This is a genomic window from Stenotrophomonas sp. P5_A8, from assembly GCF_056400545.1.
In genome coordinates this window covers 1-12,307 of the sequence record NZ_JBFULB010000100.1, presented here as the reverse complement: position 1 = coordinate 12,307, position 12,307 = coordinate 1, and the positions used below count along the sequence as shown (strand labels likewise).

Here is a 12,307-nt window from a genome sequence, read left to right as displayed (position 1 = left end):
CTGCAGGACCGACCCCTGGCCGAGAAGACCATCGCCTTCGGCGAGGTCGGCCTGTCCGGCGAGATCCGCCCGGTCCCCAACGGCGAAGATCGTCTGCGCGAAGCGGCCACCCATGGGTTCAAGCGCGCGATCGTGCCCAAGGCCAACGCGCCCAAGACCGGCAGCGTGAAGGGCATGGAGGTGATCGCGGTGGAGCGGCTGTCCGAGGCGATCGAGGCGATCTGAACGCGGTGTTTCCGAGGCACCCGCCGCGCAGGCAATGCGCGGCCGGGCTGTGCTAGTTTTCCTCCCCTGAAATCCTCGTTCCAGCGCGTATCCCGGCCGGGGTGCGCCCGCCAGAGAAAACGATTCCATGCAAGAGACTCCCCTGGATGTACAGGGCGCCAGCGAGATCCGTCGCGCCGGTGTCGACCTCAACGGATTGATGACTGTCCTTGGCAAGCATCTGTATTCCACCCCGGTGGTGGCACTGCGCGAACTGGTGCAGAACGCGCACGATTCGCTGGTGCGACGGCGCCTGGAACAGGCCGACTGGCAGGAGCCGGGCCGGATCGAAGTGCACGGCGATGCGGTCAACGGCATCGTGCGCATCATCGATACCGGCGCCGGGCTGACCCAGCAGGAAATCCACGATTACCTGGCCACCGTTGGCGTGGGCTATACCCGTGGCCTGCGCCAGGCCGGCGAGGACGACGAAGGCCTGATCGGCATGTTCGGGCTGGGCTTCCTGTCCGCGTTCGTGCTGGCGCGCCGGGTGACCGTGCGCACCACCTCCTACCAGCAGCCGACGCTGGGCCACTGCTATGTCTCAAGCAACGCCGAGCAGTACACGGTGTCCCCGATGCCGGCGCGCGCGGTCGGCACCGAAGTGGTGCTGGAACTGCATGGCAGTTACGTGCACCTGGCGCAGGAGCAGAACCTGCGCGACATCCTCGGCCGCTATTGCGCGCTGCTGGGCGAGCCGATCCACATCGGCCAGGATGCGCGCGCGATCAACCCCGAGCCGCCGCCGTGGCGTCCGCAGGCCGGCGTGGTCATGCACCCGCTGCAGGCGCAGCGCCGCGGCCTGGAGTTCGCCGCGCACTTCGAGCGCAGCTTCGAGCCGATCGCCTGCATGCCGCTGCGCGCCGATGGCGGCAGCGATGCGGTGGGCCTGCTCTGGGTTCAGGACGGCGCCACCTACGGCACCAGCGACAACCGCAACCTCTCGGTGTTCGTGCGGGGCATGCTGCTCGACGACGACGCGCGCGACCTGCTGCCGCCCTGGGCCGGTTTCATCGGTGGCGTGATCGAATCCAGCCGGTTGACCCCTACCGCCAGCCGCGAGGACCTGCAGCGCGATGAAACCTACAGCGCAGTCCAGCATGCATTGGGCGAGGCGCTCATCGATGGACTGGTGGAGATCGCACGGCAGCAGCCGGAGGCTTGGCGACGCATCCTGGTGCGGCACAACGAAGCGCTGCTGGGTGCCTCGCTGTGCGATGAGCGCCTGTTCCAATTGCTGCTCGAACACGTGCGCGTGCCTAGCTCGCAGGGCGACATCAAGGCAAGCGAACTGCCCTCGCGCGGTGCGGTCCACGTGATCCTGGACAGCGGCGGCGGTTTCGAGGAAATGCTGTTCCGCGCGATGGGCGTGCCGGTGGCGCATGGCAACCGTTACGCGGTGGTGCCGTTCCTGCGCCGCTGGACCCAGGCCAAGGGCATGCGCCTGGTGGAGCTGGGCACCGAACAAGGCAACCGCGCGCTGTTCCGCACCGATACGCTGCCCGAGGCGGAAATGGATTGGCTGCAGACCCACCTGGGTGACGGTGAGCAATTGTTGCCGGCGCATTTCAGCCCGGCCGAGCTGCCAGTGGTGGTGGTGCCCGATCGCGAGGCCGAGCTGAAACGCCGCCTGGAAGACGACGAAAACGACAAGCGCGTGTCAATGGCCGCGCTGCGGCTGGCGCGCCAGTTCACCGCCCGCATCGTCGCGCGCGCACCCTCGCGCTTGTACCTCAACCTGGACAACCCCGCCGTGCAGGCGTTGCTGGCGGCGATGCGCGCCGGCAACCCGCAGGCCGAGTCCGCCGCGCGCCTGCTGCGTTCGCTGAAAGTGATCGTCAGCGCGCAGGGGCGCGCCCAGGACGGCGGCGCGGCCAGCAACGACCTCAACCGCGCGTTCGGCGACATCGCCGATGCCCTGCAGCAGATGCTGCAGGCGCGCTGATCTTCCCTTTCTTCAACATTACGCACTGCAGGACGACACGACCGCATGGATATCTGGAACTGGGTGGAAAAACTTCAGGACGATCTTGGCGAAGCCGGGCAGGTGCAGAGCGCACAGCTGCTGACGCGCTTGACCGATGAAGTCTGCGAACTGCGCCTGGACCGTGTGGATGCCCTGCTGCCCGAAGCGCGTGCATTGGGCAAGACGCTGGGCAATCCGTGGCTGGAGGTGTTCGTCGGCCATTGGGACATGCGCAATCGCGTCGGCAACCGCCTGGAGGGCGAGTCGGCGCTGGGCGACGCGGTGGCGCTGTTCGAGCGCGCGCACCGTGCCGACACGGTGGAGTGCCCGCAGTCGATCTGCGTAACCCAGGACCTGGCGGCCTGTTACGGCAACATCGACGGCCCCGGCTGGGTGCCGGAGCGCATCGAGGTCTGCGAGGAAACGCTGGCGCGGATCGATCCGAGCTGGGCGTGCTTCCAGTGCCTGAGCTGCGAGAAGGCCGATGCGTTGCTGGACGACGGCAACAGCCAGGGGGCCCTGGATTACCTGGACGTGCAGGCCGGCACCGTGCTGGCGCATGGCGGCAAGGTGTACGACAGCTTCCCGGAAATGCGCATCAAGATCCTCCTCGCCAGCGGCCGCGCGGCCGAGGCGCTGGCATTGATCGACGCGCGCCAGGCCGAAGTGGATGCCGAGGGCGACTACGAGCCGGCAAACTGCACCATCCCGCGCAAACTGTCGCGCGCATGGGCGCTGGCGCAGCTGGGCCGCGATGAAGAAGCGCTGGAATCGCTGGTGCCGTGGAACCAGTTGTCGCCGAACTACCGCCGCATGTGGGCGCATACGGTGGCGCTGCTGGTGCGCAACGCACCCGAGCGCAACAGCTGGGACCTGGGCCGCCGGCTCAGCGCGACCCTGGCGCATTACGCAGCGGTTGGCGCGCACCGCTTCGTGATCGAGATTGCCGGACTCTGCGTGGACATGGCGCTGCAGCGCGGCGCGGTGTGGACCGCACGGCGCCACCTGGCGCTGGCCCGGGAGCACCTGGACAGCCTGCGCCAGGACCGCGGTGCAAGCGAGGCCGTGGCCGCGATGGCTGCGCGCATCGATGCCGCCCCCGGCGCGGCGGCGTTGCCGGTGCCCGCCGAGGGCTTGCTGGACTGGCTGGTCGAACAGGGCGAGCAGGGCGACGGGCGCGACCCCGAACGCGAGGCGCAGTGGTTGCTGCAGGGCGTGGAGCAGCGTCCCGACGACGCGGCGATGCTGGATGTCGCCGCCTCGGCGCTGAATGCCTGCGGCGCCGAGAATGACGCGATTGCGTTGCTGTGGGCGTTCGTCGAGCGCCACGCGCATGAGGATGCCCCCCCGGCGTACTCCTTGATGGGCCTGCTGGTGCAGCGTGGCGACCAGGCCGGGCTGGATCGCCTGGCGCAGCATTACCAGGCGCAGGTGCCGGTGTTCGCACTGTGGTGCCAAGCGCAGATGGCGCACAAGCTCTCCGACTGGCCCGCGTTGGAGCAGGCGTGCAGCGCGCTGCTGGCCCTTTCGCCGCAGTCGCATGGCGCCCGCAACCTGCTGGCGATGGCCCTGATGGCCATGCAGCGCTTCCAGGACGCGGCCGCGCAGTACCGCCACCTCACCGAGGTACTGGAAGAGCCGCGCAGCGCGCACTGGGACCACATGACCGCCGCCAGTGCCGCCCGTGACTGGGCCGCCGTGCGTGGTTCGGCAGCGGCCATCGGCATGGAACTGAAAAGCACCGATGGCCCGGTCGAGGAATCCTTCGGCTGGGTGATCATCCGCTGCGCGGACGGCGGCGAGCCGATCGAATACTATGCGCGCCGCACCGGCCCGGTCACCGCGCGCATCGTCGAGAATGCGCCGGCCAACCGCCGCCAGCGCGTGAACGACTGGGTGGTGTTCGACGCCGAACTGGTCCATCCGGCCCCGGAGGACGAGCAGGAGCGAGAGCGTTTCATGCCCACCTACGCCGAAGTCCACCTGCTCCAGGGCGGTGGCTACGCCGGGAGCTGGCTGGTCGATGGCGTGCACCCCGGTGAAGACGCGTGGACCGCGTTCTCCGAGGCAGTGGAGGCCCGGGGCTGGAAGCTGTGGACGCACAGCCCGGACGATTACCAGCTCACCGATGCCCAAGGCGACGATGCGCCGCTGCCAGGCGTGCTGTTCACCGTGGCCCAGCCCCAGGAACAGCCGCCGCTGGACCTGCACCGGTTCCTGCTCGAGGCCACTGCGCACTGGCCGCACCGGCTGTGCTGGCTGCGCCTGGCCGAGGCCTGCGGCCAGGACGAGCAGCGTCATGTGGACGTGATCGAGCGCTACGGTCTGTAAGCGCCAGGCCGGGCGCGCCACTGGCGCGCCCGGCCCGTCCACAGGGGGGGAGGGGATATGCGGACACCCGGTTGGAAGATTTGCGGCGGCATGGCGCTGATGGCGCTGTGCGTGCCGGTGGTACAGGCCGCGCCGGCGTGTGACGACCCGGTGGCGGTGGTGCGCCGGTTCCAGCAGGCCAGTGTGGACGATCTGCTGGATGGCCAGGATGGCGAGATCGATGCACCGTTCGCGTCCGCGCGCATGGCACCCAGCGCGGCAGCCGCCTGCGCGATCCGCTGACCGGACCGCTGTAGCGTCTAGCGCGCTCGCCCGAACACCAGCTCTATAACGAACTGGCTGCCGAAGAACGCCAGCAGCAGCAGCGCCATCGCGGTCAGCGTCCAGTGCACGGCCTTCGCACCACGCCAGCCGTAACGGCGACGGCCGATCAGCAGGGTGCCGAACACGATCCACGACAGCACGCTGAGTACCGTCTTGTGCACCAGCTTCTGCGCCAGCAGGTCATCGACAAACAGCACGCCGGTGACCAGGGTCAGGGTGAGCAGCGCAAAACCGACCGCGATCACCCGGAACAGCAGCGATTCCAGATCGGCCAGCGGCGGCAGGGCGCGCAGCCACGGCCGGAAATCGCGGCGGCGCAGGGCGCGCTCCTGCAGCCAGAGCATGATCGCCAGCAACGCGGCCACGCTCAGGGCGGCATAGGCCAGCAGCGCCATCCAGGCGTGGGTGGCCAGCTGCCAGCCCAGCGGCCGGCTCGGCTCGTGACCGTAGGCGTGATAGGCCCACAGCACCGCTGCGGCCATCGGAAATACCAGGACACCCAGTGCCGCCATGCGCCCGCGCGCGGCCACCAGCGAGGTCAGCCAGGCCATGCCCAGGCTTACCAGCGACAGCGCGGCGAAGAAATGCATGTCCGGTCCACCGGTGGTGCGCATCGCCACCAGCACGTGGTAACCGCCGTGCAGCAGCATCGCCGGCAGCGCCGGCCACAGCCAGGCCGGGGAGGTCACCGCATCATCGCGGACGACCGCGCGCACCAGCAGGCCGGTGGCGGTCAGGTATAGCAGGGTCGCGATGAGAACGATTGTCATCGTTGCAGTTTCGCATACCCCCAAGCCACTGGCGATGCCTGCGGCCACAGGCCGCAGGCGCGCGCCGGGGCGCTTGGTGGACCGGCTATACTGTGCGTCTCTCTGTCTTTCGTTCTGAACAGGTTGCCTCCATGTTCGAGTCCCTGACCCAGCGCCTCTCCGGCACCATCGAGCGGCTGCGTGGCCGCGGTCGCCTCACCGAGGAAAACATCCGCGAGGCCACCCGCGAAGTCCGCATCGCGCTGCTCGAAGCCGACGTCGCCCTGCCGGTCGTGCAGGCGCTGGTCGAGCGCATCAAGGTGCGCGCGGTTGGCCAGGAAGTGCTCAAGTCGCTCACCCCCGGCCAGGCGCTGATCAAGATCGTGCGCGACGAGCTGACCACGGTGATGGGCTCGGCAGCGTCGGACCTCAACCTCAACGTGCCGGCCCCGGCGATCATCCTGATGGCCGGCCTGCAGGGCGCGGGCAAGACCACCACGGTGGGCAAGCTTGCCAAGCACCTGAAGGAAAAGCGCAAGAAGAAGGTGATGGTGGTGTCGGCCGACGTCTACCGTCCGGCCGCGATCGAGCAGCTCAAGACCCTGGCCGACCAGGTCGGCGTGCTGTTCTTCCCGTCCAGCGCCGACCAGAAGCCCGAAGCGATCGTACGCGCGGCCATCGATGATGCGCGCAAGTCGTTCGTCGACGTGCTCATCGTCGATACCGCCGGCCGTCTGGCCATCGACGAAGCGATGATGGCCGAGATCAAGGCGCTGCACGCTGCGGTCAACCCGGCGGAAACGCTCTTCGTGGTCGACGCCATGACCGGCCAGGACGCGGCCAACACCGCCAAGGCCTTCGGCGAAGCACTGCCGCTGACCGGCGTGGTGCTGACCAAGACCGACGGCGACGCCCGTGGCGGTGCCGCGCTGAGCGTGCGCTACATCACCGGCAAGCCGATCAAGTTCGTCGGTGTCAGCGAGAAGCCCGAAGGCCTGGACGTGTTCCATCCAGACCGTATCGCCAGCCGCATCCTGGACATGGGCGACGTGCTGTCGCTGGTGGAACAGGTCGAGCAGCAGGTCGACAAGGACAAGGCCCAGAAGCTGGCCGAGAAGGTCGCCAAGGGCAAGAAGTTCGATCTGAACGACATGCGCGACCAGCTTGAGCAGATGCAGAACATGGGGGGCATCGGCGGCCTGATGGACAAGCTGCCGGGTCTGGGCCAGATCCCCGAGCACCTCAAGCAGCAGGTCAGCCAGGGCAAGGAAGTGCCGCGCATGATCGCCATCATCAACTCGATGACCAAGAAAGAGCGTCGCAACCCGGGCCTGCTCAACGGCTCGCGTCGCGCCCGCATCGCGCGCGGCTCCGGCCTGACCCCGGCCGACGTCAACAAGCTCATGAAGCAGTACCAGCAGATGGAAAAGATGATGAGCAAGATGGCCGGCGGCGGCATGAAGGGCATGATGCGCAGCATGAAGGGGATGATGGGCGCCATGGGCGGTCGCGGCGGCCTGCCGTTCCGTTGAGGCATCCGGCAGCGCCCGGTCTCCGTGCCGGCCGCGCCAATTTCAGGTAAATGCGTCATCCGCGGCGGCGTAGTGCCTCTGGCGTTCCCCGCGTGTTGGGTGATTGACTGGCAGGCTTGGCAAATTCAAAGGAATGTTCGTGAACAAGTCGATGGTGGTGATGGCGCTGGCCCTTTCCCTGGCCGCGTGCAAGGACGACAGGACGATGTCGCAGAAGGCGGGCAGTGCGATCAGCGGCACCGCTGCCGATTTTGTCGCTGGCTTGGGTGAAGGCGTGGACAAGCGCATGAACGTGACCCTGCAGGCCGATCCGGGCCTGGCCGCGCGCGGGCTCACCGTGACCCTGGGCAAGAGCCGTGGCATGGGCTCCAAGGATGCGGCGGTGTACGTAGTGGCCGACAAGGCCTTCAAGGGCAAGCTGGTGGCGCGTGCACTGGATGCCGAGGGTGTCGAAATCGGCCGCGCGGCGGCCGAAGAAGAATTCGCCGCCGACGACGCCCGCTATGTCAGCTTCAAATTCAACGAAGAAATGGACAGCCAGCTGGTCCGCACCTACGCGGTGTCGGCACGCTGAATCCGGCCGGCGTGCATGCCGGGGCAGGGCGGTGCGGCGTATGCTGGCACCGTCTCCTTCTCCAGGTGCGCCGCGCGTGAGCCAGTCATCCATCCTCGAACGCGCCGACAGCTTCTGTCGGCGTTTTGCATTGCAGGCCCCGATCCTGCTCGCGCCGATGGCCGGCGCCTGTCCCGTGCCGTTGTCGGCCGCGCTGGCCAACGCCGGCAGCATGGGCGCGATGGGCGCGGTGTTGTCGCAGCCGCAGGACATCGTGGCGTGGATGACCGACTTCCGCGCGCAGTCCAGCGGTCCGGCGCAAGTGAATGTGTGGATACCCGATCCGCTGCCGCGGCGCGATGCCGATGCAGAAGCGGCCAGCCGTCGCTTCCTTGCGCAGTGGGGCCCGGAGGTGCCGGCCACTGCCGGTGATGCGGGCCCGGCCGATTTCGATGCGCAGTTCGACGCGCTGATCAGCGCGCGACCGGCGGTGGCCTCAACCATCATGGGCGTGTTTTCCGCCGCGCAGGTGCAGCGCCTGAAGGACGTGGGCATCGCCTGGATCGCCTGTGCGACGACCTTGTCCGAGGCGCGGGTCGCACAGGCCGCCGGTGCCGATGCGGTGGTCGCGCAGGGCGCTGAAGCCGGTGGGCATCGCGGTGCCTTCGACCCTGACGCGGCCGAACGCCAGTTGGTCGGGTTGTTCGCGCTGCTGCCGCGGCTGGCCGATCATCTGGACGTCCCGGTGATCGCGGCCGGCGGCATCGCCGATGGACGTGGCATCGCGGCGGCACTGACCCTGGGTGCCAGTGCGGTGCAGGTGGGCACCGCCTTCCTGCGCACGCCCGAGTGCAGCTTGAACCCGGCCTGGTCGCAGGCCTTGGCGGACGCGGAGCCGGAAGATACCTGGCCCACGCGGGCCTTCAGTGGTCGCCTCGGCCGTGGCCTGGCCACCGCGTATGTGCGTGCTGCCGCTGCGGCCGATGCACCTCCACCACGCCCGTACCCGGTGCAGCGCGGGCTGACCGCACCGATGCGCGCGCAGGCCACCGGTGACAGCAACGTCGATGCGATGCAGGCGTGGGCCGGGCAGTCCGCGTGGATGGCGCCGGCGCGCCCGGCGGCGCAGGTGTTGCAGCAGATGTGGTCCGACGCCCGGGCGCTGCTCCGATGAGCTTCTACTGCAATGGCCACCGCGCCAGCGCCGACGACCTGGCCGGCGCGTTGACCAACTACGGGCACTTCACTTCGTTGCAGGTGCGTGGCGGGGCGGTGCAGGGCCTGGACCTGCACCTGCAACGGCTGCAGCAGGGCACCGAAGCGCTGTTCGGCAGCGTCCTGGACCTGGGCCAGGTCCGGGCGTGGATGCAGCACGCGCTGCAGTCGGACGACCTGCGCGATGCCTCGCTGCGGGTCACGGTGTTCTCGCGCCAGTTCGATTTCCGCCAGCCGCTGGAAGCGGTCGCGGTGGACGTGCTGGTGGCGGTGGGCACGCCGGTCCACATGCCGGCCGACGCGCGGCGCGTGCGCACGGTGATGTACCAGCGCGAGCTGCCGCACCTCAAGCATGTCGGTACCTTCCCGCTGTTCGAGCAGCGCCGGCGCGCGATGCGGGACGGCTTCGACGATGCGCTCTTCGTCACCCCGGACGGGGAGGTTGGCGAGGGCACTACCTGGAACATCGCCTTCCAGCGTGGCCAGCAGATCGTCTGGCCGCAGGCCCCGGCCMTGCGCGGTACGCATGAGCGGCTGTTGCAGGCGGGGTTCGCAGGTGACGTGCAGCAGGTGCGCGAGGTGGCCTTGGCCGAACTGGACGGCTTCGACGGCGCCATCGCGTGCAACGCGGCCGGGGTCTGGCCGATCTCGGCGATCGACGCGGTCACCTTCGCCGCGTCGGAGGCCTTCTGCCAGCGCGCGCGGGGGATCCTGGAAACGGCCCCGTGGCAGCCGATCGGGGCAATTGGCGGCGTCGGGTAGGCCCTGTTCAGCTTCGGCGGTCTTCACAGACTTGGAATGACCGCAGGCCGCCGCTATAATCGCCGGCTTACCGCGCCATCCTGGCGACTGGGCAATTGAGGAAACAACACCATGGTCAAGATTCGACTGACCCGCGGCGGCGCCAAGAAGCGTCCCTTCTACCACATCATCGTGACCGACTCGCGCAGCGCCCGTGACGGCCGCAACATCGAGCGCGTCGGTTATTACAACCCGGTGGCCCAGGGTGCGGAATCCCGCATCGTGCTGGACCTGCCGCTGGTCGACAAGTGGGTTGCCAACGGCGCCCAGATGACCGACAAGGTCCGCAACCTGTACAAGGAAGCGACCAAGGCCCAGGCCTCCGCGGCCTGATCCTGAAGGGCCGCGCCTGCCGCGGTCCACCGGTCTATACAGATGAAAGATACCGAGCGCCGCATCCTGCTGGGCAGGATTGTCGGCGCTTTTGGTGTGCGAGGCGAGATCAAGCTCGAGTCCTGGACCGAGCCGCGTACCGCCATTTTCCAATACCAGCCCTGGATCCTGCGTACACCCGCCGGCCAGGAGAGCACCCTCAGCGGCGCGCGCGGACGTCAGTCCGGCAAGCATCTGGTCGCGGTGTTTCCCGATATCACCGACCGCGATGTGGTCGAGGCGATGTACGGAACCGAAGTTTATGTAGCACGCAGCGCGCTGCCGCCGCCGAAGCCCGACGAGTATTACTGGGTCGATCTGGAGGGGTTGCAGGTACGTACCGTCGATGGCGTCGAACTGGGGCGGGCTTCGCACCTGTTCTCGACCGGCTCCAACGACGTGCTGGTGGTACAGGGCGATCGTGAGCGGATGATTCCGTTCGTGCAGCCGGACTTCGTGGTGTCGGTGGATTTCGAGGCCAACCTGATCGTGGTCGACTGGGACCCGGAGTTCTGACCGGGTGCGTATCGACGTCATCACCTTGTTCCCCGAGTTCATGGCGCAGTCGGCCGCGCTGGGCGTGGTCGGCCGTGCGGCCGAGCGCGGCCTGCTCGACCTGCATGGCTGGAATCCGCGTGACTACGCCGCCGGCAACTACCGCCGGGTGGACGACCGTCCCTTCGGGGGTGGCCCGGGCATGGTCATGCTGATCGAGCCGTTGCGCGCCTGCCTGGCCGCGGCCAAGGCGGCCGATCCGGCGCCCGCGCCGGTGATCTACCTCAGCCCGCAGGGCAAGCCGCTGACCCAGGCCCGGGTGCGCGAACTGGCGGCCCTGCCGCGGATGATCCTGCTGTGCGGCCGCTATGAAGGCATCGATGAGCGCTTCCTCGAGGCCGAGGTCACCGAGGAAATCTCGCTCGGCGATTACGTCCTGTCCGGCGGCGAGCTGGGCGCGGCGGTCATCGTCGATGCGGTGACCCGTCTGCAGGAGGGCGCGCTGGGCGATGCCGAATCGGCGGTCCAGGACAGTTTCGAAGGCCCGCAGGGGCTGCTGGACTGCCCGCATTTCAGCCATCCGGCCCAGCATGRATGGGGCGAAGTCCCGGACGTGCTGCGCTCGGGCAACCATGCCGCCATCGCCCGCTGGCGCCGCCAGCAGTCGCTGCTGCGGACCTGGCTGCGGCGCCCGGACCTGCTGGACGAGCGCACGCTGTCCAAGGCCGACCGCCTCCTGCTGGAGCAGGCGCGGCAGGCCCTGCCCAAGGAATCGAACCCCTAGCGCAGGGGCCGGTTCTTGTTTACAATTCGGGATTGCCATCGGCCCTTTGGGGGTCGATTGGCAGGAATCCCTACAAAAAACGTGCAGCACAGTCCGGTGACTGCATGAGCCCACGTTGTCGAACGACACGACCACCCGAACACTACCGGTGCACCCATGAGCAAGCTGAACAAATCCATCCTTTCGGACTTCGAATCCGCCCAGATTACCCGCGAGCTGCCGAAGTTCAGCCAGGGTGACACCGTCGTCGTCAACGTGAAGGTCAAGGAAGGCAACCGTGAGCGCGTGCAGGCTTACGAAGGCGTCGTGATCGGCACCAAGAACGCCGGCCTGAACTCCGCCTTCACCGTGCGCAAGATCTCGCACGGCTACGGCGTCGAGCGCGTCTTCCAGACCCACAGCGCCATCATCGACTCGGTCGAAGTGAAGCGTCGTGGCAAGGTCCGCTCCGGCAAGCTGTACTACCTGCGTGGCCTGGAAGGCAAGGCTGCCCGCATCAAGGAAGATCTGGCTGCCGCTGCGCAGGCCAAGGCTGCCCGCCTGGCTGCCAAGGCCCAGTAATTCCCGCCGACGACTTCGGTTGTCGCGGTACCAGAACGGCCACCCTCGGGTGGCCGTTCTGCGTTTGACGTCCTGAACATCACAAGCACGTCAGGGAGCCATGCGCGCCCTGCGTTCGTTGAAGGAAAAACATGCAGGCTTATCCCGCTCGAATCCGTGCAGCGCTGCAGGTCATGCAGGCCGCCGGCGTCCCCGCGCAGATGCAGGCGCCGCTGTTGTACCGGCTGCTGTGGCGGACGGGCCTGGCCGTGCCGCCGCCAGTGCTGGCCGGTTTCGTCGCCAACGCCATGCTGATGGGCGCGATGTTCGCGCTGGGATGGGGCGGATTGATGTGGCTGCTGTTCGCGCGCAGCGCCATGC

General features: G+C 68.1%; 14 protein-coding genes. 13 read left to right on the top strand and 1 reads right to left on the bottom strand.

All coding sequences use genetic code 11. The annotated features are described in order from the left end of the window. The 4 genes from AC1DQP_RS09225 to AC1DQP_RS09210 form a co-directional block, all read left to right on the top strand. A partial coding sequence (locus AC1DQP_RS09225) for a magnesium chelatase domain-containing protein (protein ID WP_478051459.1) occupies positions 1 to 225 on the top strand: 225 nt, incomplete at its 5' end. Positions 226 to 352: 127 nt separating this feature from the next. Further along, on the top strand, positions 353 to 2,209 hold the full coding sequence (locus AC1DQP_RS09220) for an ATP-binding protein (RefSeq protein WP_256776426.1): 1,857 nt from the start codon (positions 353 to 355) through the stop codon (positions 2,207 to 2,209). A gap of 45 nt (positions 2,210 to 2,254) precedes the next feature. Then, entirely contained in the window at positions 2,255 to 4,561 is a 2,307-nt protein-coding gene (locus tag AC1DQP_RS09215; protein WP_457318994.1) for a tetratricopeptide repeat protein, read from the top strand. 90 nt (positions 4,562 to 4,651) lie between these two features. After that, entirely contained in the window at positions 4,652 to 4,843 is a 192-nt protein-coding gene (locus AC1DQP_RS09210; protein WP_457318993.1) for a hypothetical protein, read from the top strand. Positions 4,844 to 4,860: 17 nt separating this feature from the next. On the opposite strand, the gene AC1DQP_RS09205 is transcribed toward AC1DQP_RS09210, so the two are convergent. Then, on the bottom strand, positions 4,861 to 5,655 hold the full coding sequence (locus AC1DQP_RS09205) for a cytochrome C assembly family protein (protein WP_457318992.1): 795 nt from the start codon (positions 5,653 to 5,655) through the stop codon (positions 4,861 to 4,863). Between the two features lie 131 nt (positions 5,656 to 5,786). Between AC1DQP_RS09205 and ffh the strand changes: the two genes are divergently transcribed. The 9 genes from ffh to AC1DQP_RS09160 form a co-directional block, all read left to right on the top strand. Next, complete coding sequence (gene ffh / locus AC1DQP_RS09200) at positions 5,787 to 7,166, top strand: signal recognition particle protein (protein WP_256776430.1); 1,380 nt, start codon at positions 5,787 to 5,789, stop codon at positions 7,164 to 7,166. Positions 7,167 to 7,305: 139 nt separating this feature from the next. Beyond that, a complete protein-coding gene (locus tag AC1DQP_RS09195; protein WP_457318991.1) occupies positions 7,306 to 7,740 on the top strand; it encodes a hypothetical protein in 435 nt (144 codons plus the stop codon). 40 nt (positions 7,741 to 7,780) lie between these two features. Further along, positions 7,781 to 8,893, top strand: coding sequence for an NAD(P)H-dependent flavin oxidoreductase (locus AC1DQP_RS09190; RefSeq protein WP_478051458.1), 1,113 nt, complete (start codon positions 7,781 to 7,783; stop codon positions 8,891 to 8,893). Further along, entirely contained in the window at positions 8,890 to 9,696 is an 807-nt protein-coding gene (locus AC1DQP_RS09185; protein WP_478051457.1) for an aminotransferase class IV family protein, read from the top strand. Before AC1DQP_RS09190 ends, AC1DQP_RS09185 begins: the two co-directional genes overlap by 4 nt. Before the next feature lie 111 nt (positions 9,697 to 9,807). Then, entirely contained in the window at positions 9,808 to 10,068 is a 261-nt protein-coding gene (gene rpsP, locus AC1DQP_RS09180) for a 30S ribosomal protein S16 (RefSeq protein WP_017356068.1), read from the top strand. A gap of 42 nt (positions 10,069 to 10,110) precedes the next feature. Next, a complete protein-coding gene (gene rimM, locus AC1DQP_RS09175; RefSeq protein WP_256776434.1) occupies positions 10,111 to 10,623 on the top strand; it encodes a ribosome maturation factor RimM in 513 nt (170 codons plus the stop codon). A 4-nt stretch (positions 10,624 to 10,627) separates the two neighbouring features. Continuing rightward, positions 10,628 to 11,386, top strand: coding sequence for a tRNA (guanosine(37)-N1)-methyltransferase TrmD (trmD, locus tag AC1DQP_RS09170; protein ID WP_478051456.1), 759 nt, complete (start codon positions 10,628 to 10,630; stop codon positions 11,384 to 11,386). Between the two features lie 156 nt (positions 11,387 to 11,542). Continuing rightward, complete coding sequence (gene rplS, locus AC1DQP_RS09165) at positions 11,543 to 11,947, top strand: 50S ribosomal protein L19 (protein WP_256776436.1); 405 nt, start codon at positions 11,543 to 11,545, stop codon at positions 11,945 to 11,947. 131 nt (positions 11,948 to 12,078) lie between these two features. Then, positions 12,079 to 12,307, top strand: a 229-nt coding sequence (locus AC1DQP_RS09160; protein ID WP_478051455.1) for a DUF6404 family protein, incomplete at its 3' end; no start/stop codon positions are given.

Excerpts from the sequence above, each read along its gene's own strand:
- AC1DQP_RS09205 (WP_457318992.1), bottom strand. The coding sequence starts at position 5,655 with ATGACAATCGTTCTCATCGCGACCCTGCTATACCTGACCGCCACCGGC.
- ffh (WP_256776430.1), top strand. The coding sequence starts at position 5,787 with ATGTTCGAGTCCCTGACCCAGCGCCTCTCCGGCACCATCGAGCGGCTG.
- rplS (WP_256776436.1), top strand. The coding sequence starts at position 11,543 with ATGAGCAAGCTGAACAAATCCATCCTTTCGGACTTCGAATCCGCCCAG.
- AC1DQP_RS09210 (WP_457318993.1), top strand. The coding sequence starts at position 4,652 with ATGGCGCTGATGGCGCTGTGCGTGCCGGTGGTACAGGCCGCGCCGGCG.
- rpsP (WP_017356068.1), top strand. The coding sequence starts at position 9,808 with ATGGTCAAGATTCGACTGACCCGCGGCGGCGCCAAGAAGCGTCCCTTC.
- AC1DQP_RS09215 (WP_457318994.1), top strand. The coding sequence starts at position 2,255 with ATGGATATCTGGAACTGGGTGGAAAAACTTCAGGACGATCTTGGCGAA.
- rimM (WP_256776434.1), top strand. The coding sequence starts at position 10,111 with ATGAAAGATACCGAGCGCCGCATCCTGCTGGGCAGGATTGTCGGCGCT.
- AC1DQP_RS09220 (WP_256776426.1), top strand. The coding sequence starts at position 353 with ATGCAAGAGACTCCCCTGGATGTACAGGGCGCCAGCGAGATCCGTCGC.
- AC1DQP_RS09190 (WP_478051458.1), top strand. The coding sequence starts at position 7,781 with ATGCTGGCACCGTCTCCTTCTCCAGGTGCGCCGCGCGTGAGCCAGTCA.